The sequence below is a fragment of the Arthrobacter sp. 05T444 genome (assembly GCF_056395905.1).
In genome coordinates this window covers 1-22,905 of the sequence record NZ_JBFTKK010000026.1, presented here as the reverse complement: position 1 = coordinate 22,905, position 22,905 = coordinate 1, and the positions used below count along the sequence as shown (strand labels likewise).

Here is a 22,905-nt window from a genome sequence, read left to right as displayed (position 1 = left end):
TGGGCGTGCTGCCTCAATCTGCTGCCGGCTTGACCGGGCAGACTGGATTGCGGCGACTGCGCAGGGCGGCGCCACGTACCCGAAATCTTAGCATCGGACCGCTCTGACACCACGAAACGGTAGGCTGATCGGGTGCCTATATCTAACGAACGCATCGTCTGGATCGACTGCGAAATGACCGGCCTCGACACCGTCAATGACGCCCTGATCGAAGTCGCGGCCCTGGTGACGGATTCCGAACTCAACATCCTCGGGGACGGGGTGGACGTGGTCATCAAACCAGCCGCCGCAGCCCTCGCGCAGATGAACGACTTTGTCCGGGACATGCACACCCGGTCCGGGCTCCTGAAGGAACTCCCAGCAGGGAAGACGCTGGAAGAGGCGGAGGAAGCCGTTCTTGCCTACATCCGGAAATGGGTTCCCGATCCGCGCAAGGCACCCCTCGCCGGTAACTCGGTGGGGACCGACCGGGTCTTTCTGGCCCGGGACATGCCGTCCGTGGTGGACCACCTGCACTACCGGATCATCGACGTCAGCACCATCAAGGAACTGGCCCGTCGATGGTTTGCGCGCGCCTACTTTCAGGCCCCTGCCAAGCTCGGCGGCCACCGCGCCCTGGGCGACATCAAGGATTCCATCGACGAACTCCGTTATTACAGGGAAGCGGTGTTTGTGCCCGCCCCGGGACCGGACAGCGCCACCGCCCTGCAGATCTCCAAGGGCATCTCCGCCCAGCCCTCAGCCATCAATCAGCTGACACAGGGACTCGCGGAGCAGGACCTTCCCACCCGGGCCGACGCCGGACCCGGAAAATAAGCGGACAGAAAGTAATCTGCCTCACGTTTGGGGGAAATTTTGCCGAAACTGCCAAAAGTGGCAAAACCAACCCCAAACAGCAGGTAAGCTATTTGACGTTGCCTTTCCAGCCAGCCGGTAAGCCGGCAGGCCTGCGGGGCACATGGTGGGCGTAGCTCAGTTGGCAGAGCGCCTGGTTGTGGTCCAGGAGGTCGCGGGTTCAACCCCCGTCGCTCACCCTCATAGGTCGGCAGCTTGTATGTCGTCCAATCACAAAGGCTGCACCGGTTATCCGGTGCAGCCTTTGTTTGTTTTACCCCTCGCCGGGTCGTCCATCCAAGCATCAAAGGAACCATCTGCCATGACCGTTTTGCCGATCACGATCTGGGGCGAGCCGGTGCTGCACCGCCGGGCTGCCGAAGTTGAGGTTTTCGACGACGAGCTTCGCCAGCTGATTGCCGACATGTTTGAGACCAATGACAAGGCCAATGGCGTCGGGCTCGCAGCCCCACAGGTCGGCGTGGGCAGGCGGATTTTCGTCTACAAGTATGAGAATGATGACGACGCCCCGCCGAGCGGAGTGCTGGTAAACCCGATCCTCACCCTGTCCAAGGTTTCCGGTGCACTGCCCGATCCGGACGAGGAAGTGGAGGGATGCCTCTCCTTCCCCGGCGAGCAGTATCCCCTCAAACGGGCGGAATGGGCGCGGGTGCAGGGCTTCGACGGCTTTGGCAAGCCTGTCGAGTTCGAGGCCACGGGCTGGTTTGCCCGGGTCATCCAGCACGAATATGACCATCTGGACGGAAAGCTGTACGTGAACCGTCTCCTTGACCGCTATGCGCGCAAGGCCATGAAGCAGGCCAAGAAAAGCGGCTGGGGAGTCCCCGGGCTGACCTGGATGCCCGGAGTGGATCCAGACCCGTTCGGACACTGATCGGCGACGGCTATCGTGGCCTGGGGCTCAGGGCGCCATGACGGTTTGCTGCTGTGGGCACGAACCAAGGACACGGGCCATGGCATCTTTCTCAGGCTGCGTCACCCAGAGTCCGTAGGCTGCCTTCACTGAGATCTGCCGGGCGACGTAGTGACAGCGGAGGGCTTTGTTCTTGGGCAGCCAACTGGCTGCGTCCGACGCGCTCTTCTCCTGGTTCGCTGGCCCGTCCGCCGCGATGAGGTTGAGCGGATCGTTGGCCAGGTTTTGTCGCTCCTTCGGGGTGAGCTGCTGAGCGCCTTTCTGCCAGGCATCCCCCAGCGCCACCACGTGATCGATCTGGACGGCCTTACTGGACTCTGCCCCGCGCCTGAATGTGGCACTCCGGCCGACGTACGGTTCATGGAAGGTCCCGGAGGCGACCTTGCACCGTGAGCCCTTGGAAAAGACCACCTCGCTGAGGTCGCGCCGGAGAATGTCGTTGCGGGTGTCGCACCCGTTGCGGTCGGCGTCCAGCCAAGCCTGGCCAAACGCCGCACGGTCGTAATTGTTCTTGGGTGCGCGCCCCTTGACGGACAGGGTATCCAGCGCCGCAGCCGCGCTGCCCTCAGGAAAAGCCGCGGGCCGTATCACCGGCTTCATCCATGCGGGGTCAAAGACCGGCGCCTCGCTGGGGCCGGCAACGGCAGGCTCCGCCACGAGAAACTGGCCTTCGCTGAAGAACCAGGCGACTCCCCAGACTGCGGACACCGCGAGAATGACCAGCACGGCCCAGGCCTGGCGTGAGCGCCGGCGGGCACGCCGGTAGGCAGCCCAGCTGACAGTCATGAGGCCTGGTGTTTCGGGACATGTTTTGTGCGCACCCCCAGAGCCTAGGGCAGCCCCCTGACATCACAGCTGTTATCCACAGTGTTGGGGACAGGTGCCTTGCGGAGGAATGGTGCGTGCACACCTGGAGGCCGGAGGAACGGCGAAACTGCTCCCTACTGCTCCCTGGTCACCCGCCGGAGATCTTCGTTGGCCAGGTCAAGCAGCCGTCCCAGCTGGGCGACCCGCTCTTCACCAATCTCGCCCGCGGCATGACTGGTCTTAGCCCCGTCCAGGAGGCGCTGTGCCTCCTTCTGGTTTGCCCGTGCTACGTCCAGGGCATGTTCGAGGGTTGTTTCGTGCTGGAGAGTCGAGTCGTGTTCCATGACAACAGTTTGGTCCCCTTTCCCGGCTGATTCCAGAGAACCAGCCGGGAACTTCCCGGGAACAGGTTTCCCGCAGCCGGATGACCGCGGAACCAGGACTGCCTCTGTTAGACCGCTGCGGCGGCAAGCACGGGGGCGGCGTCCTTCACGGAGTCCTTTGCGGGGAAGGCGGGCGGGTTCACACCGGCCATTTCCTCCATGACGCGGACCACCTGGCAGCTGTAGCCGAACTCGTTGTCATACCAGACGTAGAGAACCAGGTTTTTGTCGTTCGAGATGGTGGCCAGGCCGTCCACGATGCCCGCCCGGCGGGAGCCGACGAAGTCCGTGGAGACGACCTCCGGGGAGTCGATGTAGTCGATCTGCTTGCGCAGGTTCGAGTGCAGCGACATTTCGCGCAGGTAGTCGTTGATCTCGTCCTTGGTGGTTCCCTGCTCAAGGCTCAGGTTCAGGATCGCCAGGGAGACGTCCGGCGTGGGGACGCGGATGGAGCTGCCGGTGAGCTTGCCCAGCAGTTCCGGGAGCGCCTTGGCCACAGCCTTGGCGGCGCCGGTCTCGGTGATGACCATGTTCAGCGCAGCAGAGCGGCCGCGGCGGTCACCCTTGTGGAAGTTGTCGATCAGGTTCTGGTCGTTCGTGAAGGAGTGCACGGTCTCCACGTGGCCGTGGACCACGCCGTACTTGTCGTTGATCGCCTTCAGGACCGGGGTGATGGCATTGGTGGTGCACGATGCTGCGGTCACGATCTTGTCCGAGTCCAGGATCGTTCCATGGTTGATGCCGTGGACGATGTTCTTCAGGTCGCCCTTGCCCGGGGCAGTCAGGAGCACACGGGCCACACCCTTGCTCAGGAGGTGCTGGGACAGGCCTTCGGCATCGCGCCAGCGTCCTGTGTTGTCCACCACCAGGGCGTCCTTGATGCCGTAGGCCGTGTAGTCGATGGTGGCGGGGTTGTCCGAGTAGATGACCTGGACCTGGACGCCGTTGGCCGTGATGGTGTTGGCTTCCTGGTCCACCTTGATGGTGCCTTCGAAGGAGCCGTGCACCGAGTCGCGGCGCAGGAGGCTGGCACGCTTGGACAGGTCGTTGTCGGAGCCTCGGCGCACCACGATGGCGCGCAGCCGCAGGCCGTGGCCGCCGCCTGCTTTTTCGATGAGGAGGCGCGCCAGCAGGCGGCCGATCCGGCCGAAGCCGTAAAGTACGACGTCGGTGCTGGTGCGGTCGTCTGCGCCGCGTTTGCCCACGACCTCAGCCAGCTCGGCGCGGAGGAATTCCTCCAAAGTCAGGTCCCCGCCGTCGGACTTGTACTTCTGGTTCAGGCGCGCGATGTCGATGGCCGCGGCGCCCAGCTCCAGCTTGGCGAGAGTGTCCAGCAGCGGTGCCGTCTCTTCCAGGAGGAGCTCATCCTTGCTCATCCGGCGGGCAAAGCGGTGCGCCTTGAGGATGTTCATGGTGGACTTGTTGATCAGGCTGCGCCCGTGGATGGAGGTCACCACGTTGTTCTCGCGGTACAGCCGGCCGATCACCGGAATCATGGCCTCGGCGAGCGCCTCCCGGCCCATCCACGTATCAAGACAAGAATCTGACGTCTGGCTCACAGAACTACCTTCCTTGGTTCAACCGGATACGTCGTCGTAAACCGGATGGCGGCCACCTGAAGTTATCCAGGGGCGCTGGCACCGGCAGGGTTCGGTCCACCCCGGATGCCGTTGTACGTTGCAAAGAAAAACCGCCGGCTGCGAACGCAGATCCGGCGGAAGAACTTCTACGTTCACTGTCCATTCTAAGGCGGGCCGCTTGCCCGTATCGCCGCTGCGTGCGTGAATTCACTCACACCGGGCGCGGCCGGTCAGTGTCGCGGCAAAAAGTGGATGGGTTGACCGATACGCCGGGTTCTGTGTTCCCGTGCCGTTGCCGGCGCGGGAGTAGCGGCCATCCATCTACGGACGCCGTTGCCGACGCCCTCCAGCGGCCTACCCGGGCACTCGGGCGAGCAGCCCTCAAACGTGCCCTGTCTGGCCTTGCTCCGGGTGGGGTTTACCTAGCCTTCCCGGTCACCCGGGAAGCTGGTGGTCTCTTACACCACCGTTTCACCCTTACCTGCTTCGTGCCGCTTTCAAAACGGCGCGTGGCAGGCGGTCTGTTTTCTGTGGCACTGGCCTGCGGGTTACCCCGAGTGGGCGTTACCCACCACCCTGCTCTGCGGAGCCCGGACGTTCCTCGAGCCACTTGCGTGACGCGCGGCCGCCTGGTCAACCCATCCGCCCACCAGTCTACGGGCTCACGGGCATGCCCTCCTCCGCGGGCGATCCTCCGCGGAGCCATGCGCCCGTCGCGGTGAGACAATTAAGGAGGCTCAACTCTTAGTTATAAGGAGGGGATCCTGATGGACCCCACCAGCATCTTCATTGTGGCCGTGCTTGTGGCGCTGCTGCTCATCGCCGCCAGGATGTCCGTCCGGATTGTCCGGCAGTATGAGCAGGGCGTGCTGTTCAGGCTGGGCAGGGTGATCGGGGTCAGAATGCCGGGGCTGCGCTTCATCATCCCCGTCATTGACCGGCTTCACCTCGTCAGCCTGCGAATCGTGACGATGCCGATCCAGTCGCAAGGCATCATCACCCAGGACAACGTCAGCGTGGACATCTCCGCCGTGGCCTACTACCGGGTGGTCGATGCCGTGAAATCCGTGGTGGCGATTGAAAACGTAGCGGCGGCCATCAACCAGATCGCCCAGACCACGCTGCGCAAGGTGGTGGGACGGCACAGCCTCGACCAGACCTTGTCAGAGACCGAGCGGATCAACACTGACATCCGCGAGATTCTTGATGCGCTGACGCTCGAGTGGGGCGTGGCCGTCACGCTGGTGGAGCTCAAGGATATCCAGCTTCCGGAGAGTATGAAGCGCGCCATGGCCCGCCAGGCCGAGGCGGAGCGCGAGAAGCGCGCCAAGATCATCGCCGCCCAGGGCGAGGCCATCTCGGCGGCCGCCCTCGGGGATGCCTCCGACACCATGATGGCCCACCCGCTGGCGCTGCAGCTGAGAAATCTGCAGTCGCTGGTCGAGATCGGCGTGGACAGGAACACGACGGTCGTGTTCCCGGCGCCGCTCATGAGCACCATTGGTGAACTCTCGGCATTCCTCGCCCGGGAGAGGCAAGCCGCGCAGACGGCCGCCGCTGCACAGGCCGTGTCATCGCAGGCTGTGCCGTCCCAGGCCGCACCGTCATCGGTGAAGGCGGCTTAGCTGCCCGCCGGGAACGCTGCGCAGAGGCCGTCGGTCACGCGTGGCACGCCGGGAAACGCCGTGCGCCTATGATCGGGACATGGACGAGTCCGCTCTGACCCGGCGCCGCCTGCTGCAGCTGGCAGGAACCGGCTTCGGCGCGTGCGCCCTCGCGGCCTGCGAAGCCGGCCCTTCGCCGGCTCCCACATCCCCTGGCGGACCGCCATCCGTCGAAATGATCAGCGGATCCTTCGCCTCGAAGTTCCGGACGGAGGCACGCACGTACTGGACCGTCGCCACCCCGGTGGTCCCAGGGCGGAGCGGTACAGACTACCCCGTGGCGCTGTTCCTCCATGGCCGGGGCGCCAACAACCAGGTAATCTTCGACGACCTCGACGCACAAGACGTCCTGCAGCGCCACCTCGCCGCGGGCGGGACGCCGTTCGCCATCGCGTCGGCGGACGGGGGCGATACCTGGTGGCACGCCCGCGCAGATGGCAGCGACACCCAGTCGATGCTGGTGAAGGAATTTGTTCCTTTCCTCGGCGACCAGGGCTATGACCTTGGGCGGATCGGACTCTTCGGCCTGTCAATGGGGGGCTTCGGCTCGTTGCTGCTGGCCTCCCAGGCCCGGCTACCCGGCGTTCGGGCCGTGGCAGCCATGAGTCCGGCAGCCTGGAACCGGTACGGCGCCGGGATCGAGGGCGCCTTCGACAGTGCGGCTGACTTCGCGGCACACGACGTCTTCGCGCTCCGGCCCCGACTCGCAGCGACGCCCAAACGGATCGACTGCGGCACAGAGGACGAGCTGTACGCGACGGTCAAGGACTACGTCAGCGCCCTGCCGGATCCGGTGGAGGGCGGCTTCCGGCCCGGCGGCCACGACGCGGCCTACTGGCGGTCCGTCCTGCCGGACGTGGTTTCCTTCCTGGGCCGTCATCTCGGCTGAGCAGGCGGCCGCGTGAGAACGGCGGGCAGCCGGCATCGGTAAGATCGTACGGTGCTGATTCTGCTCCCCCCGTCCGAAGGCAAGACCCCGGCCGTCCGCGGCGACGCCATGGACTGGACGTCCCTGAGCTTCCCGGACCTGAATAGCTGCCGGGCCAAGGTGCTCGAGGCGCTGGGGACGGTGAGCGCGCACGAGGACGCCCTGGCGTTACTCGGCGTCGGAGCATCGCTGAGGGCCGACGTCGAACGCAACACCCGGCTGCATGCCGAACCCGCGGCGCCGGCCCACCAGGTCTATTCCGGCGTGCTGTACGACGCTTTGGGCTACAAATCGATGACGGCGCTGCAGCGCCGTCGGGCGGACGCGTCCGTGCTGGTGATTTCGGCCCTGTGGGGCGCCATCCGGTTCGCAGACTCCGTGCCCGCCTACCGGCTGTCCATGTCAACGGCACTGCCCGACGTCGGACGCCTTGCCTCGTTCTGGAAGCCGCAGCTCACCGACGCCCTCGCCTCCGCGGCGGTCGGGGAGCTGCTGGTGGACTGCCGGTCCAGCACCTATGCTGCGGCGTGGACTCCCCCGGCTGCGTCCACGGTGGCCGTGAACGTTCTCGCTGAGGTAAACGGCGAGCGCAAGGTGGTCAGCCATTTCGCCAAGCACACCCGCGGAGAACTGGCGCGGCACCTGCTGACCCGGCGCGGGAAGGCCCCGGAAACGCCGGCGCAGCTGCACAAGGCTGCCCGCGAAAAGTGGAATGCCGAACTGATTCCCGGGACCGCCCGCAAGGCGCATGCGCTCAACATCATTCTGCCCGGCTGAAACCGAGCTGGCTCGCAATTATGGCGTTTGAGGGCTCACAACGCCATCTAATGCGAGCTACTTTCGGTCAGGCCCACTCGGCGGAGCGCACCAGGATGCAGCCGGAGTCGGGGCAGAAGACGATGTCGTCCTCGGCGGCGGCCTTGATTTCGGCAAGATCGCCCGGGCTCAGCTGCATGCCGGACCCTTCGGACGTGCCGTGGAAGAGCCGCGCGGCCCCGACGCCGCGCCGGGCGAGGGTTTTCTCGTACACGGCCAGCATTCCGGCGTCCAGGCCGGCTGCGAATTCGGAGCGATTGGCTGACACCTCGGCGGCCTCGGTGCTGATCTCGGCCAGCTGCCCGTCCAGTTCCGCCCGGATCACGCCGAAGGAGCCCTGGATGTCATCAACAATCTGCTGCTGGGCCGACTGCCGTTCGCGGAGGGCATCCAGCCTCTCCATGACTTCGAGTTCGACGTCTTCGAGGTCCGAGCGACGCTTGTTGAGCGACACGATGTCCTTCTGCAGCGCCACAAGGTCCTTGGACAGGCCGGTTCCGCTGTTCAGCCTGGCTTCGTCGCGTTCGATCCGGCTGGCCACCTGCTCGACGTCGGCTTCTGCCCGCTTCAGCTCGGACTCGGCGTCATGGACGGCCATCTTGGCTGCGCCCAGTTCGCCGTTGGCAATGCTGAGGGCCGACTGAAGGTCTTCGATGCGGGGATCGGTCTCAATGCTGCGGCGGCGGTTGGACAGGGACTTGAGTTTGGCGTCCAGCCCCTGGAGTTCGAGCAACTTCAACTGTTCCGCCGGTGCTGCCTTGGCCACTATTACCTCCGCTTGATCCCATCCGGCCTGCGCCGGGCACCCCTGCAGGGGCTTTATAGACTCTAGTCCCCGCCGGGAGTCAGAATGAAGTCCCACGGATCGCTGTTGGTGGTGCTGACGCGGATTTCGACGTCCAGGTTCTGGTCCGAGAGGACATTGCCCAGTGCGTCCGCGGCCGCTGGCAGCCACAGCCACTCGCTGGCGAAGTGGGATACATCGATCAGGTAGGGCCGGCCGTTGACCGCGGCCTCGCGGGCTTCGGAGGCCGGATGGTGCCGGAGGTCCGCCGTGACGAACACGTCGGCGCTGCTGGCCCTGACTTCGTTGAAGAGCGAATCGCCGGCGCCCCCGCAAACCGCGATCCGGCGAACCAGGCCGTCTTTGTCACCGGAAACCCTGACGCCGCCCGCGACGGAAGGAAGGATCCCGAAGACCCTTGCAGCGAAGTCACCGAGCGTCATGGCCTCGGCCAGATCACCGACCCGGCCGATGCCTTCCTCCGGAAGGCCGTTGGCGGCTGGAGTCAGCGGCGACACGTTTTCGAGGCCCAGGGCATCCGCCAGGACGTCCGAAACACCGCCGACGGCGGAATCGCCGTTCGTGTGGACGGTCAGGAGAGCGGTACCGGACTCGATGAGGCGGTGGACGGCCTTGCCTTTGGGGGTGTTGGCAGCCACGGAAGTGACGCCCTTGAGCAGCAGCGGGTGGTGCGTGATCAGCAGCTCGGCGCCCCATTCGATGGCCTCGTCGATGACTTCAAGCGTGGGGTCCACGGCAAACATGACCCGGCTGATTTCAGCTGACGGGTGTCCCGCGACGAGCCCCACCTCGTCCCACTCCTCGGCGAGTGACTCTGGCCAGAGCTCTTCGACGGCCAGCATGAGCTGCCCGAGCGTCGGCGCGTCCGGCGCCTCCGCGGCGTCCGCCGCTTCCGCGGTTTCCGCCGGCTCTGCTGCAACGCCACTGTTCACAGGTTCCATACTCACATTTTTACCCTATGGGCGCCCACTGGCCCGTCCCGGCGCGGGGCCGTAAGGTGGCGCCGGGAATCATCGGCGCATCTCAACCATTGAAGAGGACATGAAAACTTTTGTGCTTGGCGGAGGCTGCTTCTGGTGCCTGGACGCCGTCTACCAGAAAACGATGGGTGTTAAGTCGGTGGTATCGGGCTACACCGGGGGCCATGAACGCCACCCTGACTACTATTCCGTCTGCTCGGGCACCACTGGCCATGCCGAGGTCGTGGCTGTCACCTTTGACGAGGAGGTCATTCCGCCGGAGGTCATCCTGGACATGTTCTTCGTGCTGCATGACCCCACCACGCTCAACCGCCAGGGCTACGACGTCGGCACGCAATACCGCTCGTCCATGTTCTACGAGTCGACTGAGGAGAAAATCCTTTTTGAGGAAGCGATTGAACGGAACCAGGGCCTGTGGTCGCGTCCGATCGTGACCGAGGTAAGCCGGCTTCCGGTTTTCTACCCTGCCGAAGACGTCCACCAGGACTACTACGCCAAGTTCCCCGAGCAGGGCTACTGCCAGGTGATCATCAACCCCAAGCTGGCCAAGGCCCGGAAATATTACTCTGCATGGCTTAATGCTTAGCAGGGGCCCTTGCGCCCTCGTTAGGCTGACCAAAGTATTCCCTCCTGAGAGATAGGCGTAAGTACATGGCACGGATCTACGACGATGTGACGCAGCTGGTAGGCGGCACCCCCCTGGTCAGGCTCAACCGCTTGACCGAAGGCCTGGATGCCACGGTGGCCGTCAAGCTCGAGTTCTACAACCCGGCCAACAGCGTCAAGGACCGCATCGGCGTCGCCATCATCGACGCTGCTGAAAAGTCCGGAGCGCTCAAGCCCGGCGGAACTATCGTTGAAGGCACGTCCGGCAACACCGGCATCGCGCTGGCCATGGTGGGCGCGGCACGCGGCTACAAGGTCATCCTGACCATGCCGGAGACCATGTCCACGGAACGCCGTGTCATGCTCCGCGCCTTTGGCGCCGAGATCGTGCTGACCCCTGGTTCCGAAGGCATGCGCGGCGCCGTGGAGAAAGCCCAGGAAATCGTGGCCAACACGGAGAACTCCGTCTGGGCCCAGCAGTTCGCCAACGAGGCCAACCCGGAGATCCACCGCAAGACCACGGCCGAGGAAATCTGGACCGACACCGACGGCAAGGTGGACATCTTCGTCTCCGGCATCGGGACCGGCGGAACCATCACCGGCGTGGGCCAGGTCCTGAAGGAGCGCAACCCCGACGTTCAGATCGTCGCAGTCGAGCCGAAGGACTCAGCCATCCTCAACGGCGGAGCACCGGGCCCCCACAAGATCCAGGGCCTCGGCGCCAACTTCATTCCGGAGCTCCTGGACACCAACGTCTACGACGAGGTCCTGGACGCCACGCTGGAGGACTCGGTGTCTGTTGCCCGGGAACTGGGCATCAAGGAAGGCATCCTCGGCGGTATCTCCTCGGGAGCCATCGTTTGGGGTGCGCTGGAACTGGCTAAGCGCCCGGAGAACGCCGGCAAGCTGATCGTGGCCGTCGTCTGCGACTTCGGCGAGCGTTACATCTCCACCGTCCTCTATGACGACATTCGGGGCTAAGCCTTAACCTGCGCCTCGCCGTTTCCTGTAGAAAGATCTTTGTGGGCTTTTTCGCAAGACTTAAGGAAGACCTCGACGCCGCCCGGTCCCACGACCCGGCGGCTCGAGGTTCTTTTGAGAACTTTTTCGCCTATTCAGGGCTTCACGCCATCTGGGCACACCGACTGACGCACAAACTGTGGCAGAACCCGTCTACGCGGTTCCCCGCGCGTCTGGTCTCGCAGCTGGCGCGGTTCCTGACCGGGATCGAGATCCATCCGGGCGCCACGATCGGCCGGAGGTTCTTCATTGACCATGGCATGGGAGTGGTCATCGGCGAAACAGCAGAAATCGGGGAAGACGTGATGATCTACCACGGCGTAACCCTCGGCGGACGCTCGCTGGCCAAGGTGAAGCGCCACCCCACCATCGGAGACCGGGTCACGATCGGAGCCGGCGCCAAAATTCTCGGCCCCATCACGATTGGCAGCGACAGCGCCGTGGGGGCCAACGCCGTCGTGGTCAAGGATGCTCCGCCCGAGTCGATCGTGACCGGCGTCCCCGCCAGCTGGCGCCACCGCGATGCCCAGCGGGAAACAAAACCCGCGGTGGACCCGGCCGAGTACTACATCGAGTACCGGATCTGAACTTCTGAGCACGGCTAAGCTTCCGGTCTGGCCGGCTCAGCGGCCCACGCGCTTGAGGACAGCCGTGACCGCGGCGTCGAACATCCGGTCCGGAAGGATCCGGCGGAGCATCATGATGGCGGGTGCTCCCCGGCCGACCGGATAGCGCGTCTTCGGCCGCGCCGCGGTGGCGGCATGGACCACAGCGTCGGCAATGATTCCGGGATGGGTTGACGTGGCCGGCCGTCCCGTGGACGCGAGTACCGCGGCCATCTCCTTCGCCTGGTCCCGGTATGGCCCGTTGCCCGAGCTGGCCAGCAGCCCCTCGGCGGAGATACTGCCCCATTCGGTCAGGGTGCTGGCAGGTTCGATGATCGCCACCTTGACACCGTGGGGCTTCAGTTCGAGCCGAAGCGCGTCGCTGAGGCCCTCCACGGCGAACTTCGTGGCGTGGTACCAGGTGCCCAGGGGTTCGTAGAACTTCCCTCCGATGGAGGAGACGTTGATGATCCGGCCCTGCCCTGCGGCACGCATTGCCGGTAGCACCAGCTGGGTCATCCGGGCGAGGCCGAAGACGTTGACATCAAACTGACGGCGGCCCTCCGACAGCTCCACCTCTTCCAGCGCGCCGAATGATCCGTAGCCCGCGTTGTTGACCAAAACGTCGATCCGCCCGTGTGACCCAAGGACCGTGCGGACCGCGCTTTGCATGGACTGCTCATCGGTGACATCCAGCTGCAGGACGTTCACGCCGTCCGCCTTGAGCGGCTCCATCTTGTCCACCCGCCGTGCGCCGGCATAAACGGTGAATCCGTTGCGGCTGAGTTTCTTTGCCGCTTCAAACCCGATGCCGGTGGAAGCTCCGGTGACAAACGCTACTGGCTGGGACACTGGGACTCCTGGTCTTGGATACGCAAACGGCCGGCGCTTCCCAGAGTAACGGGAAGCGCCGGCCGTTTGCCGATCAGACCGTTCCGGCGGTGCGCCGGTGGCTAGTGGGTGTCCACGGCCTCAATCTCGGACTTGTCCTCGCCCCACAGGGTGTGGAACGTGCCCTCGGCGTCGACGCGGCCGTAGGTGTGCGCACCGAAGAGGTCGCGCTGGCCCTGGATGACGGCGGCCGGCAGGCGCTTGCGGCGCAGGCCGTCGTAGTAGGCCAGCGAGGAGGAGAACACCGGCACGGGGATGCCCAGCTGCACAGCGGTGGACACCACGCGGCGCCAGGCCGGGAGAACCTCGGCGATGGCCTTGGTGAACGCCGGGGCGAACAGCAGGTTGGCCGGCTTCTCGTCGGCGGCGTAGGCCTTGGTGATTTCCTTCAGGAGTTCGGCACGGATGATGCACCCGCCGCGCCACAGCGAGGCGATCTCGTCCAGCTTCAGGTCCCAGCCGTATTCCGTAGCGGCGGAGGTCAGCATGTCCAGGCCCTGGGCGTAGGAAACGAGCTTGGACGCGTACAGCGCCTGGCGGACATCCTCGACGAACGTTTCCGGGACCTCGACGGCGATTTCCTCGCCGGCCAGGAGTTCCTGGGCCAGCTTCCGCTGCTCGGACTGGGAGGACAGGGCGCGGGCGAAGACGGATTCGGCAATGCCCGACGTCGGGGATCCCAGCTCAAGTGCTGAGATGACCGTCCAGCGGCCGGTGCCCTTCTGGCCTGCGGCGTCCACCACGACGTCCACGAACGGCTTGCCAGTGCGAGTGTCCACGTGGCCGAGGACCTCTGCGGAAATTTCAATCAGGAAGGAGGCGAGCTCGCCCTTGTTCCATTCGGCGAAGATCTTGGACTGCTCGGCGGGCTCGATGCCGGCACCTGAGCGCAGCAGGTCGAAGGCTTCGCCGATGACCTGCATGTCGGCGTATTCGATGCCGTTGTGAACCATCTTGACGAAGTGGCCGGCGCCGTCGGTGCCGATCCAGGCGCAGCAGGGCTGGCCGTCAACGTTAGCGGCGATCTTCTCGAGCAGCGGTCCGAGGGCGTCGTAGGACTCCTTGGAACCTCCGGGCATGATGGACGGGCCGTTCAGGGCGCCTTCCTCACCGCCGGACACGCCGATGCCCACGAAGTGCAGGTCTTTCTTGGCGAGGGCTGCTTCCCGGCGGCGGGTGTCCTCGTAGTGCGAGTTGCCGGCGTCGATGATGATGTCCCCCGCCTCCAGCAGCGGCTCGAGCTGCTCGATCACGGAGTCAACCGGCTTGCCGGCCTTGACCATGATCAGGACGCGACGCGGCTTTTCCAGCGAGTCAACGAGTTCCTGCAGGGTTTCGGTACGGACGAAGTCGCCGTCGTGGCCGTGCTTTTCCAGCAATGAGTCGGTCTTCTCAACAGACCTGTTGTGGAGGGCAACGGTGAAGCCGTTCCGGGCCAGGTTGCGGGCCAGGTTGGCACCCATCACCGCAAGGCCGGTGACACCGATGTGTGCTGACATCAAAACTCCAATTCATTTCTGTGCAACGTGTGCAATGAGTCCCGCACGTCCTGCGGAACACGCTTAAAGAAAAAGTGGCTGTGAATAAACCATATGTATTGCCGGCCGCATGGGGAAGTGGCGCCCACTTAGTGGAAGGAGACGCGTCACAAACAGTCTATGATGTGCTGCAGCGCCATGGACCGGGTGCCCGGCGCCGCGCGGGAAACAATCCGGCCGGGCGCCATTATGCTTACCAATATGTCAACCAGCCTCCACCATCGTGCCATCGAGCATCTGGGAACCCGAATCGTCGGTGGCATCCTTCCCACGGGCCATGTCATGTTGGCCGAACAGCTGGAAGACGAGCTCAAAGTATCCCGCTCGGTGGTCCGGGAGGCTGTCCGCGTGCTGCAGTCGCTCGGCCTCGTTGAGACCACCAAACGCGTCGGCATCAAGGTCCTGCCACCGCACCGCTGGAACCCCTTCGATCCGCTCGTCATCCGCTGGCGGCTGGCAGGCGAGGGCCGCGGCGCCCAGCTGCGCTCGCTCGCGGAGCTGCGTTCCGCCGTCGAGCCTGTTGCCGCCGAACTCGCGGCGGTGAACGCTCCCGATGATCTCCGCCGCGAACTCCTTGACGTGGCCCTCGCAATGCGCGACGCCGGCCAGGCCGGCGATGTGCCCCGCTTCCTGGAGCTGGACATCCAGTTTCACTCCCTCCTGTTGAGCGGCTCCGGCAACGAAATGTTCGCCAACCTCGTGGGCCAGGTGGCCGAGACGCTGACGGGCCGGACGGTGCACGGGCTGATGCCGGACCGCCCCCGCGACGTCGTGCTGCAGTGGCACCTGGACGTCGCCAAGGCAATCTTCACCGGGGATGCCGCGGAGGCGCGCGAGGCGTCGAACATGATCATGCGCCAGACCATCTCCGAGATGGAGCCGGTCTGGGTGGAACAGCCGCGGGTCTTCGTTCCGGTGCCGCGCGTCTAGCCGCGGAAGTCGAGCAGCACCTTTCCGGATTCGGCCGAGTTGCGTGCCACGGCGAAGGCTTCGAGCGCCCGCTGCGCCGGGTACTCATGCGTGATTACGGGTCCGATCTGCAACGAGCCGTCTGCCAGTGCTCCGATGACCTCGTCGATATCGTCGTTGAAGCGAAACGACCCGCGGAGCTCGAGTTCACGGGTGATGGCCAGCGAAATCAGGACGGGTTGCGGACCTGACGGCAGCAGTCCCACCATCACCACGGTGCCGCCGCGGACGGCGCCCCGGATGGCGGAAGCCAGTCCCTGGTGGCTGCCGGAGGACTCGATGACGATGTCCGCCTCGATTGCCGCGACGGCGTCGGCATCGTCCGCGGTGAGAACGTCATCCGCGCCGACTGCCGCGGCAATCTGCAGCGGCCTGGCGTGCATGTCCACCGCGGTGATCCGGCTGGCCCCTGCCCTTTTCAGCACCGCCACGGCCAGTGCACCGATGGGGCCGCAGCCGATCACCAGGGCGGTCTTGCCTGCCACTTCCCCGGCGCGCGCAACAGCATGCCAGGCAACGCTGGCGGGCTCGATGAGCGCTGCGGTCCGCAGTTCGATGCTGTCCGGAAGTGTCCGGAGCATGCGCGTGGGAAGGTTCACATAGCGGCTGAAGGCACCGTCCGTGTGCGGGAACCGCGCCGCGCTGCCCAGATAGGTGCAGCCCGGCGACAGGTTGGGCCGGTCTTCGGGGTACCTGGCCGCCCCGGGGGCCGGGGTCGCCGGATGCACTGCTACTGCAGCGCCAACGGAAGGGCCGCTCCCGTCGGCCGCGGAACGGACCACGGTACCCACAATTTCGTGGCCGAGGACCAAAGGAGCCTTGAGCACAGACTCGCCGGCGGCCCCGTGCAGCCAGTAGTGCAGGTCGGAGCCGCAGATGCCGCCGTATGCCACCTCCACCACGGCTTCGTCCGGCGAAGGAGCGGCGAGCGCGATGTCTTCCAGCCTCAGGTCCCCGGCGGCGTGGGCCACCACGGCCGGTGAGGTGGCCGGGAGTTCTGTTGGCGCAATCATCGGTGCCATCAGACCACCACCGTCATTCCGCCGTCGATGAAGATGGTCTGGCCGTTCACGAAATCCGAGCCGCTGGAGGCCAGCCAGACAGCCGGCCCCGCCAGGTCCTCGACTGTGCCCCAGCGGTGCGCCGGGGTCCGGCCCAGGATCCAGGCGTTGAATTTCTCGTCGTCCACCAGGTTCTGGGTCATTTCCGTATGGATGTAGCCCGGTGCGATTCCGTTGATCTGCAGCCCCGAGGCGGCCCATTCAGCGGTCATGGCTCGGGTCAGGTTCCGCAGGCCGCCCTTGGCGGCGATGTACGGGGCGATGGTCGGGCGGGCCAGGTCGGTCTGCACCGAGCAGATGTTGATGATCTTGCCGCGGCCGCGCGGAATCATGTGGCGGGCTGCTTGGCGGCCCACGAGGAAGGCGCTGGTCAGGTCGGTGGAGATGACTCGCTCCCAGTCGCTGACGTCGAGCTCCAGCATGGGCACGCGGTGCTGGATGCCGGCGTTGTTCACCAGGATGTCCAGCGGACCCACGTTGGCCTCTACCCAGGCGATGCCCTCCGCCGCCGCCGTGTCGCTGGTGACGTCGAACGCGCAGCTGCGGACCCTGCCTTCAGGGTAGTCGGCGGCCATCGAGTCTTCGGCGGCCTTCAGCCTGCCGGGGGTGATGCCGTTCAGGACCACGGTGGCGCCGGCGTCTGCCAGGGCCCGCGCCAAGGCGTTTCCGATTCCCCGGCTGGAGCCGGTTACGAGGGCGATGCGCCCGGTCAGGTCAAAAAGCGCGCTCATGCCTTGATGGTCCCTTCAGCCGCGGCGGCCGCGGCGCTGTTGCTGAGATTGGAAATGGTCTGCCTCACAACGGCCAGGTCCTGGTCGCCCAGTCCCTGCCGCTTGAGTTCCGCATAGAGGCCGACGCCGGCTGTCGCCATGGGGACTGCGGTGCCGGCCGCTTCGGCTGATTCGACGACGAAGCAAAGATCCTTGTGCATGAACTTGGCGGGTCCGGTGGGCGTGTAGTCCTTCTTGACGAGCCGGGGCCCCACGATGTCCAGCACCCTGCTGCCGGCCAGTCCCCCGGCCAGGACCTCATAGAGTGCTGCCACATCCAGTCCCGAGCGTTCGGCGAGTTCCGCTGCTTCGGCGAGGGCCGCCGTCGTGGTTCCTACGATCAGCTGGTTGCAGGCCTTCGCGAGTGACCCGGAACCCAGCGGGCCGAGCAGCCGGACGGTCGTGCCCATGGCTTCGAACAGCGGCAGCAGTCTTTCGAAGTCTGCGGCGTCGTCGGCACCGGCCATGATGGCCAGCGTCCCCTCGACGGCACCCTTCGTGCCGCCACTCACGGGCGCATCCACCACCACGGCATTGCCTGCGCTGGCTTCTCGCACCCGGCATCCGAAATCCCTTACTCCGGCGGGGGAAACGCTGCTCATAATCACGAGGGCCGTGCCAGGCTCCGGCGGCGAGGCCACCCAGCTGGCGAGAAGTCCTGCCGCTGCCTCTTCGATGTAGCCAAGGTCGGGCAACATGAAGACGATCACGGGCTCGTCGCGGAGCGATGACACCTCCTTGGCGTTCGCCCCACCGAGCTGCCCGAATGCATCCAGCGCCGCGGCGGAGCGGTTCCAGGCGGTAACCGTCCAGCCTTTCCTCACCAGGTTCGCGGCCATTGGTGCCCCCATGAGGCCCAGGCCGACAAAGCCTGCCTTCTGTATATTCATCTGTGGTGCTGCCTCACTTCGTCGTGGTTAATCTTCGGAACCTGTTCAGTATTCTAGCCTCCATTCAGTATGATGAACAGCATGACGACTGAAACCACCGTCGCAATCGCCGTCCCGCTCGAAGCCGAGCTGGTGGAGCGCATTCGCGCCGTAGATCCCTCCGTGACCGTTCTCTACGAACCCGAGCTGCTGCCCCCTGAGCGCTTCCCGGCAGACCACTCCGGTGATCCCGACTTCAGGCGGACCCCCGAGCAGGAAGAGCGCTACTGGGGGATGCTGGGCAAGGCCCAGGTCCTGTACGGCCTTCCGAACGAAAGCCCGGCCGGCCTGGCGAGGATCGCCCGCGAAAACCCCCACCTGCAGTGGATCCACGCGATGGCCGCAGGGGCTGGCGGGGCAGTGAAGGCCTCGGGTCTTGACGCCGAAACGCTGGACAAGTTCAAGGTGACAACCTCCGCCGGCGTTCACGCGCTGCCGCTCGCGGAATTTGCGGCGCTCGGCATCCTCAACGGCTTCAAGCGGAGCGCCGAGCTCGCCCAGGACCAGGCCGCAAAGGTCTGGCCGGAGCTGCGCACCCCGACGCGGCTGGTCAACGGCTCCTCCCTGGTGGTCACCGGCCTCGGCGAAATCGGCCTGGAAACGGCACGGATTGCCCGGGCGCTCGGCATGAAGGTCAGCGGAACGAAACGGAACGTCGAACCCATCGAGGGCATTGAGGAAGTGGCAGGCAACGATGGCCTGGCCGGCCTGCTGGCCTCCGCCGACGCCGTGGTGAACACGCTGCCCGGAACGCCCTACACGGAGAAGCTCTTCAACCGCGAGACCTTTTCCGCCATGAAGCCCGGCACCGTGTTCGTGAACGTGGGACGCGGCACGGTGGTGGACGAGGAAGCGCTGCTCGAGGCACTGGAGAACGGGCAGGTGTCCTACGCCTGCCTGGACGTTTTCGCGGTTGAGCCGCTCCCCCAGGACAGCCCATTGTGGAACCACCCCAGGGTCATGGTGTCGCCGCACACGTCGGCACTCAGCGCCGCCGAGAACCGCCTCATTGCGGATCGGTTCTGCAGCAACCTGCGCACGTTCCTCGACGGCGGAGAGCTCCCACACCTCGTGGACACGGTTCACTTCTACTAGGCCGGGCCTCAACAGGACGCACCCGCGCAGCGTGTAAGCCGATGAAACGAAGGGCCGGGCAACCACTGTGGATGCCCGGCCCTTTGCGGCACGGACTGAGCGCCTTGCCGTACCGAGTGAGCGCGACGGTCGCACTTGTATACAGTGCATTGTGGAGTGCAGGCGCTGCAAATGCGGCACAGCCACCAGCTGATCCTCCAGGAAGCTACACGCCGGCTCCTCCACTTCCGATTGAGGCGTCTTCGCCGAAAATCAAGACAGATTTCGACGCTCACATGGCCAAAGTGAAGGAAGAAATCCGCATCAAGGGTGGCCGTATAGTCGGCGAACAAAAGGTTGCCTACGAAGCCGACCCGGTGAAAGGGTCAGCAAAGAAGCGCGGCACCGTGACACCCATGTACTATCCCAGCGGGTGTGGCCTTCACGTTATTACGTACCTCAATTAGAACTCCGGTACCTACAGCGACGTTGTGCATTCAGCGCTCACCTGCTGCACGTTCCGCGTTTAAGGGTCGGAAAGAACTCCATACTGAACAAGGACGACACATTTTGGGGTTGGTGGGATGATGTGGCTTCTGATTCTGATGGGAGATACAACGTAGCCTCCCTTACGACAACCCCCACCTTCACATGCACGACCGGCATCTACAGCGGTTTCTCGGGAAGCACCACCGGCGAGTTGTATTCCGGCGGTACCCGGTACACCGCCTCGGCATACGACGGTACTTATTACTGGAACTGCGGAAATTAACCTTTAGGGGCTGTAGGGGGCTTTTCATGACCTTCTACAGCTCCCGGAAGGCTAGTTACCCGATCTTAGAATCGGCAAAGAAGTGCCTCGCCAGCCTGTGCCGCGTCCATGGCGAATGGAAGCGCGTCGGTGGGTTACGGCGTGGCAGGTCTGTAATGGGCCACACCTGCCGCGCGGGTGGGCATGCGTCTAATCAGGCCAGCGCTGTAGACAGAACCGATGCTGGGCCCGACCAAGGCGGGCCCCCGCCCAGCCTCGCACCGCTGGTTCCGTGGCCAGCGTCATGCCGCCGTGATCCGCCGAGCCATTATGATGGTAAGTGTTCAGCCAAATGAACAGCGATGGACTACCCCCGCCGCTGCCGCCGCTAACCGATTATGCTGCCTGCGCTGTCCTGAGCGCGTACCGATTGAAGGAGAATCATGGTCGATTCCCGCGCTTCCCGCCCCAGCGATGGATTAGGCAGTACCTCGCCGGCACCCGCCGTGACCCGTGCCGCGGCGGTGTTGGAAGCCCTCGCCGGATCAGCCACGGGCCGCTTGACGCTCAGTGATCTGGCACGCGAACTGGGCATTCCAAAGTCCTCCACGTCCAATTTGCTGCTGGCCCTTGAGGATGCCCGCCTGATTAGCCGGCAAGGCTCTGAATTCACCCTGGGCCGCAAGCTCGTCGAGCTCGGCGCTGCCTACCTGAGCAGGCTGGATGAGGTCCAGGAGTTTTACCGCTTTTGTGAACAGGCCCCCACGCTTTCCGGGGAAACCGTCCGGATTGCCATGCTGGACGGCACGAACGTCATCTACCTTGCCCGCTATGAAGGACATCCTGCCGTCAGGCTGACCTCCAACATCGGAGACAAGATGCCGGTTTCACTGTGCGCGGTGGGCAAGGCCCTCATTGCCCGTCTTCACGATCATGACATCGACGCCATGTTCACTGACGACGTTGAACTGCCGGTACTCACCCCGAAGTCGATCCGCACCGGCGCCGAGTTCAAGGCCCAGCTCCGAGACATCCGGGAAAAGGGATACGCCTTCGAGGATGAGGAATCCACCACCGGCGTCGTCTGTCTCGCCGTCTCGGTGCCAACCCGTGGCGCCCACGGTCCCAGCCTGGGCCTGTCCGTTACGGCGCTCAAGGCCACGTATTCGGACGAGCAGGGCGCGCAAATGGTCAAGGAGCTGAAGGAGCTGGCGAGGTCCCTGGGCAACCCCATGGGCTGATCTTCCCGTCGTTCCCCGGTGCGAGCGGCGTCACAATGACGCGTCGTCTCCTTTCCTTCCCCCGGGTATTGGCTAGTCGTTCAACTTGTTGTACTCTGTTCAACATAGTGATCCACACCATAGGTGTTGCCGCTATCCCACCAGGCCAACGGGGGCCTGGAGTGTTCTTGAGGGAGTGCCTGTGACAACTCGTACTGATACACCGCTGGCTGAAGCGGATGACGCCGTCGTCGATCCGGACCAGCTGCGAAGGGCAACTCTTGCCAGCTCCGTAGGCTCGGCCCTGGAGTACTACGACTTCTACATTTACGGACTCGCGTCCGCCCTGATCTTCGGGCCGCTGTTCTTCAAGCCGCTTGGTGAAGAAGGTGCACTGATCGCATCCTTCGCCACGTACGGCGTGGGTTTCGCAGCCCGGCCATTCGGCGGCATTGTCTTCGGCTACATCGGAGACCGGTTTGGCCGGAAGATGGTGCTGATCCTGACGATCGGACTGATGGGCACAGCCAGCTTCGCGATCGGCCTGCTGCCCACCTTCGAGCAGGCGGGCATGCTCGGCGCCGTCCTACTGGTGACGCTGCGCATCCTGCAGGGCCTTGGTGCAGGCGCTGAACAGGCAGGCGCCACCACCCTGATTTCCGAAGTCGCGCCGCGCCGCCGTCGCGGATTCTTTGCTTCGCTGCCGTTCGTTGGTATCCAGCTGGGCACGCTCCTGGGTGCCGGCACCTTTGCGCTGATCGCCACGGCGGACAAGGCTGTTCTTGAGGGCTGGCTGTGGCGCGTGCCGTTCCTCGCGAGCGTGATCCTGATCGCGGTGGCCATCTTCATCCGGCTGCGGCTGAAGGAAACGCCGGTCTTCCAGGAGCTGGAGAAGCACAAGAATGTGGTTAAGAATCCCATCGGCCAGCTGTGGAAGCACTCAAAGAAGAATGTCCTGATCGGCATCGGCCTGCGCATGGGAGAGAACGGCAACTCCTCGATCTATTCCGCGTTGCTGATCGCTTTCCTGGCAGCAAAGGACGGGGTCTTCCCTGGCGACAAGTTCATCGGCCCGGTCGGTCTCCTGATCGCTGCCGGTTTCGCCGCCGTCATGGTGGTCACTTTCGGAGCTTTGTCCGACCGCTTCGGCCGCGTCCCGGTATACCGCTACGGGGCACTGTTCCAGGCAGCCATCGCCTTCCCCGCGTTCTATCTGGTAACCCTCGGCAACGTGACTCTCGTGTGGGTGGTCATGGTGGTAGGCATCGCGCTCGGTGTGCAATCGATGCTTGGCCCGCAGTGCCCGCTGCTTCCCGAACTCTTCGGCTCCCAGTACCGCTTCACCGGTGTGGCCATGAGCCGTGAACTCTCGGCCGTTCTGGCAGGCGGCCTGGTTCCGCTGGTCGGTGCAGCCCTGCTGGCCGCCACGGGATATTCGTGGCTTGTGCTGGCCGTCTACTCCGTGGTGCTCGCCCTCATTTCCTTCGGCACCACCTTTTTCACGCCGGAAACCGTGGCCCGCGACCTCTTGCTGGTCGAGGACGCCAGCTAACCCCTCCCTGAAAAGCGCGAACGGACACTTGCGGCCCCTGGCGGTTTCTAGGGGTCGTTGCAACACCTGTTGGTTAGGTGGTTAGTAGTAAAGCACGTAAACGCTCGGCTGGGGTTTCCCAGCCGAGCGTTTTACGTGGCCGGCCGTTGAGTTTCTGAGCGACGAGTTCGAGGTCTTCGGGACCGTAG

Annotated in this window: 22 protein-coding genes, 1 tRNA gene, 1 other RNA gene and 1 pseudogene; 13 read left to right on the top strand and 12 right to left on the bottom strand. The window is 64.6% G+C overall.

Going from position 1 to position 22,905, the window contains the following annotated elements; all coding sequences use genetic code 11:
* Window positions 1-132: 132 nt before the first annotated feature.
* The 3 genes from orn (at window position 133) to def (ending at window position 1,729) form a co-directional block, all read left to right on the top strand.
* Window positions 133-816, top strand: coding sequence for an oligoribonuclease (gene orn, locus AC1DD3_RS19290; RefSeq protein ID WP_476882300.1), 684 nt, complete (start codon window positions 133-135; stop codon window positions 814-816).
* A 145-nt stretch (window positions 817-961) separates the two neighbouring features.
* Window positions 962-1,034: transfer RNA gene (locus AC1DD3_RS19285), tRNA-His, on the top strand.
* Between the two features lie 122 nt (window positions 1,035-1,156).
* Entirely contained in the window at window positions 1,157-1,729 is a 573-nt protein-coding gene (gene def / locus AC1DD3_RS19280) for a peptide deformylase (protein ID WP_230119705.1), read from the top strand.
* A gap of 27 nt (window positions 1,730-1,756) precedes the next feature.
* Here def and AC1DD3_RS19275 read toward each other — a convergent pair whose 3' ends face one another.
* From AC1DD3_RS19275 to rnpB, 4 genes are all read right to left on the bottom strand, one after another.
* Complete coding sequence (locus tag AC1DD3_RS19275) at window positions 1,757-2,554, bottom strand: HNH endonuclease family protein (RefSeq protein ID WP_476882299.1); 798 nt, start codon at window positions 2,552-2,554, stop codon at window positions 1,757-1,759.
* 155 nt (window positions 2,555-2,709) lie between these two features.
* Complete coding sequence (locus AC1DD3_RS19270) at window positions 2,710-2,919, bottom strand: hypothetical protein (RefSeq protein WP_230119703.1); 210 nt, start codon at window positions 2,917-2,919, stop codon at window positions 2,710-2,712.
* A 107-nt stretch (window positions 2,920-3,026) separates the two neighbouring features.
* Window positions 3,027-4,517: a glyceraldehyde-3-phosphate dehydrogenase gene (locus AC1DD3_RS19265; RefSeq protein ID WP_476882298.1), complete on the bottom strand. Its 1,491-nt coding sequence runs from the start codon at window positions 4,515-4,517 to the stop codon at window positions 3,027-3,029.
* Window positions 4,518-4,787: 270 nt separating this feature from the next.
* Window positions 4,788-5,179, bottom strand: an RNA gene (gene rnpB, locus AC1DD3_RS19260) — RNase P RNA component class A.
* Between the two features lie 126 nt (window positions 5,180-5,305).
* Here rnpB and AC1DD3_RS19255 point away from each other — a divergent pair.
* From AC1DD3_RS19255 to AC1DD3_RS19245, 3 genes are all read left to right on the top strand, one after another.
* On the top strand, window positions 5,306-6,163 hold the full coding sequence (locus AC1DD3_RS19255) for a slipin family protein (RefSeq protein WP_230120853.1): 858 nt from the start codon (window positions 5,306-5,308) through the stop codon (window positions 6,161-6,163).
* A 79-nt stretch (window positions 6,164-6,242) separates the two neighbouring features.
* Window positions 6,243-7,091, top strand: coding sequence for an alpha/beta hydrolase (locus tag AC1DD3_RS19250; RefSeq protein ID WP_230120855.1), 849 nt, complete (start codon window positions 6,243-6,245; stop codon window positions 7,089-7,091).
* A 51-nt stretch (window positions 7,092-7,142) separates the two neighbouring features.
* A complete protein-coding gene (locus AC1DD3_RS19245; protein ID WP_230120857.1) occupies window positions 7,143-7,907 on the top strand; it encodes a YaaA family protein in 765 nt (254 codons plus the stop codon).
* Window positions 7,908-7,974: 67 nt separating this feature from the next.
* Here AC1DD3_RS19245 and AC1DD3_RS19240 read toward each other — a convergent pair whose 3' ends face one another.
* Window positions 7,975-8,712 (bottom strand): zinc ribbon domain-containing protein, encoded by a 738-nt coding sequence (locus AC1DD3_RS19240; protein WP_230120859.1) that lies wholly within the window; start codon window positions 8,710-8,712, stop codon window positions 7,975-7,977.
* A 62-nt stretch (window positions 8,713-8,774) separates the two neighbouring features.
* Window positions 8,775-9,692, bottom strand: coding sequence for a Nif3-like dinuclear metal center hexameric protein (locus tag AC1DD3_RS19235; RefSeq protein WP_230120868.1), 918 nt, complete (start codon window positions 9,690-9,692; stop codon window positions 8,775-8,777).
* Between the two features lie 100 nt (window positions 9,693-9,792).
* Here AC1DD3_RS19235 and msrA point away from each other — a divergent pair, with 100 nt between their 5' ends.
* The 3 genes from msrA to epsC all read left to right on the top strand — a co-directional run bounded on the left by msrA (window position 9,793) and on the right by epsC (window position 11,944).
* Entirely contained in the window at window positions 9,793-10,317 is a 525-nt protein-coding gene (gene msrA, locus AC1DD3_RS19230; protein WP_476882297.1) for a peptide-methionine (S)-S-oxide reductase MsrA, read from the top strand.
* Between the two features lie 65 nt (window positions 10,318-10,382).
* On the top strand, window positions 10,383-11,318 hold the full coding sequence (gene cysK / locus AC1DD3_RS19225; RefSeq protein ID WP_230120872.1) for a cysteine synthase A: 936 nt from the start codon (window positions 10,383-10,385) through the stop codon (window positions 11,316-11,318).
* Between the two features lie 41 nt (window positions 11,319-11,359).
* Window positions 11,360-11,944, top strand: a complete 585-nt coding sequence (gene epsC, locus AC1DD3_RS19220; protein WP_230120874.1) for a serine O-acetyltransferase EpsC — start codon at window positions 11,360-11,362, stop codon at window positions 11,942-11,944.
* 36 nt (window positions 11,945-11,980) lie between these two features.
* On the opposite strand, the gene AC1DD3_RS19215 is transcribed toward epsC, so the two are convergent.
* Both AC1DD3_RS19215 and gndA read right to left on the bottom strand, forming a co-directional pair.
* Complete coding sequence (locus AC1DD3_RS19215; RefSeq protein WP_476882296.1) at window positions 11,981-12,814, bottom strand: oxidoreductase; 834 nt, start codon at window positions 12,812-12,814, stop codon at window positions 11,981-11,983.
* Window positions 12,815-12,915: 101 nt separating this feature from the next.
* Complete coding sequence (gndA, locus tag AC1DD3_RS19210) at window positions 12,916-14,352, bottom strand: NADP-dependent phosphogluconate dehydrogenase (RefSeq protein WP_476882295.1); 1,437 nt, start codon at window positions 14,350-14,352, stop codon at window positions 12,916-12,918.
* Window positions 14,353-14,592: 240 nt separating this feature from the next.
* Here gndA and AC1DD3_RS19205 point away from each other — a divergent pair, with 240 nt between their 5' ends.
* A complete protein-coding gene (locus AC1DD3_RS19205; protein WP_230120880.1) occupies window positions 14,593-15,321 on the top strand; it encodes a FadR/GntR family transcriptional regulator in 729 nt (242 codons plus the stop codon).
* Here the strand turns inward: AC1DD3_RS19205 and AC1DD3_RS19200 are convergent.
* Genes AC1DD3_RS19200 through AC1DD3_RS19190 form a run of 3 tightly spaced genes read right to left on the bottom strand, consistent with a single transcriptional unit; the run spans window position 15,318 to window position 18,081 of the window.
* The gene (locus AC1DD3_RS19200; protein ID WP_230120899.1) at window positions 15,318-16,373 is read right to left on the bottom strand and encodes an L-idonate 5-dehydrogenase; all 1,056 of its coding nucleotides are present in this window, start codon (window positions 16,371-16,373) and stop codon (window positions 15,318-15,320) included. The two genes, AC1DD3_RS19205 and AC1DD3_RS19200, sit on opposite strands and share 4 nt — an antisense overlap.
* Before the next feature lie 8 nt (window positions 16,374-16,381).
* Window positions 16,382-17,152 carry an SDR family oxidoreductase gene (locus AC1DD3_RS19195; protein WP_476882294.1) on the bottom strand — a complete coding sequence of 257 codons (771 nt, stop codon included), beginning with the start codon at window positions 17,150-17,152 and terminating at the stop codon, window positions 16,382-16,384.
* Window positions 17,149-18,081 carry an NAD(P)-dependent oxidoreductase gene (locus AC1DD3_RS19190; RefSeq protein ID WP_230120884.1) on the bottom strand — a complete coding sequence of 311 codons (933 nt, stop codon included), beginning with the start codon at window positions 18,079-18,081 and terminating at the stop codon, window positions 17,149-17,151. Before AC1DD3_RS19190 ends, AC1DD3_RS19195 begins: the two co-directional genes overlap by 4 nt.
* Before the next feature lie 69 nt (window positions 18,082-18,150).
* On the opposite strand from AC1DD3_RS19190, the gene AC1DD3_RS19185 reads away from it, so the two are divergent.
* From AC1DD3_RS19185 to AC1DD3_RS19175, 3 genes are all read left to right on the top strand, one after another.
* The gene (locus AC1DD3_RS19185) at window positions 18,151-19,215 is read left to right on the top strand and encodes a D-2-hydroxyacid dehydrogenase (protein WP_354962213.1); all 1,065 of its coding nucleotides are present in this window, start codon (window positions 18,151-18,153) and stop codon (window positions 19,213-19,215) included.
* A 1,173-nt stretch (window positions 19,216-20,388) separates the two neighbouring features.
* Window positions 20,389-21,186: an IclR family transcriptional regulator gene (locus AC1DD3_RS19180; RefSeq protein WP_230120888.1), complete on the top strand. Its 798-nt coding sequence runs from the start codon at window positions 20,389-20,391 to the stop codon at window positions 21,184-21,186.
* A gap of 181 nt (window positions 21,187-21,367) precedes the next feature.
* Window positions 21,368-22,717: an MFS transporter gene (locus tag AC1DD3_RS19175; protein WP_476882293.1), complete on the top strand. Its 1,350-nt coding sequence runs from the start codon at window positions 21,368-21,370 to the stop codon at window positions 22,715-22,717.
* Window positions 22,718-22,790: 73 nt separating this feature from the next.
* On the opposite strand, the pseudogene AC1DD3_RS19170 reads toward AC1DD3_RS19175, so the two are convergent.
* Window positions 22,791-22,905, bottom strand: a pseudogene (locus AC1DD3_RS19170) (IS30 family transposase); the annotation flags it as partial.

Excerpts from the sequence above, each read along its gene's own strand:
- AC1DD3_RS19255 (WP_230120853.1), top strand. The coding sequence starts at position 5,306 with ATGGACCCCACCAGCATCTTCATTGTGGCCGTGCTTGTGGCGCTGCTG.
- AC1DD3_RS19270 (WP_230119703.1), bottom strand. The coding sequence starts at position 2,919 with ATGGAACACGACTCGACTCTCCAGCACGAAACAACCCTCGAACATGCC.
- AC1DD3_RS19275 (WP_476882299.1), bottom strand. The coding sequence starts at position 2,554 with ATGACTGTCAGCTGGGCTGCCTACCGGCGTGCCCGCCGGCGCTCACGC.
- AC1DD3_RS19190 (WP_230120884.1), bottom strand. The coding sequence starts at position 18,081 with ATGAATATACAGAAGGCAGGCTTTGTCGGCCTGGGCCTCATGGGGGCA.
- AC1DD3_RS19195 (WP_476882294.1), bottom strand. The coding sequence starts at position 17,152 with ATGAGCGCGCTTTTTGACCTGACCGGGCGCATCGCCCTCGTAACCGGC.
- AC1DD3_RS19180 (WP_230120888.1), top strand. The coding sequence starts at position 20,389 with ATGGTCGATTCCCGCGCTTCCCGCCCCAGCGATGGATTAGGCAGTACC.
- cysK (WP_230120872.1), top strand. The coding sequence starts at position 10,383 with ATGGCACGGATCTACGACGATGTGACGCAGCTGGTAGGCGGCACCCCC.
- AC1DD3_RS19185 (WP_354962213.1), top strand. The coding sequence starts at position 18,151 with ATGATGAACAGCATGACGACTGAAACCACCGTCGCAATCGCCGTCCCG.
- msrA (WP_476882297.1), top strand. The coding sequence starts at position 9,793 with ATGAAAACTTTTGTGCTTGGCGGAGGCTGCTTCTGGTGCCTGGACGCC.
- AC1DD3_RS19235 (WP_230120868.1), bottom strand. The coding sequence starts at position 9,692 with ATGGAACCTGTGAACAGTGGCGTTGCAGCAGAGCCGGCGGAAACCGCG.
- AC1DD3_RS19200 (WP_230120899.1), bottom strand. The coding sequence starts at position 16,373 with ATGATTGCGCCAACAGAACTCCCGGCCACCTCACCGGCCGTGGTGGCC.
- AC1DD3_RS19205 (WP_230120880.1), top strand. The coding sequence starts at position 14,593 with ATGTCAACCAGCCTCCACCATCGTGCCATCGAGCATCTGGGAACCCGA.
- gndA (WP_476882295.1), bottom strand. The coding sequence starts at position 14,352 with ATGTCAGCACACATCGGTGTCACCGGCCTTGCGGTGATGGGTGCCAAC.
- def (WP_230119705.1), top strand. The coding sequence starts at position 1,157 with ATGACCGTTTTGCCGATCACGATCTGGGGCGAGCCGGTGCTGCACCGC.
- AC1DD3_RS19250 (WP_230120855.1), top strand. The coding sequence starts at position 6,243 with ATGGACGAGTCCGCTCTGACCCGGCGCCGCCTGCTGCAGCTGGCAGGA.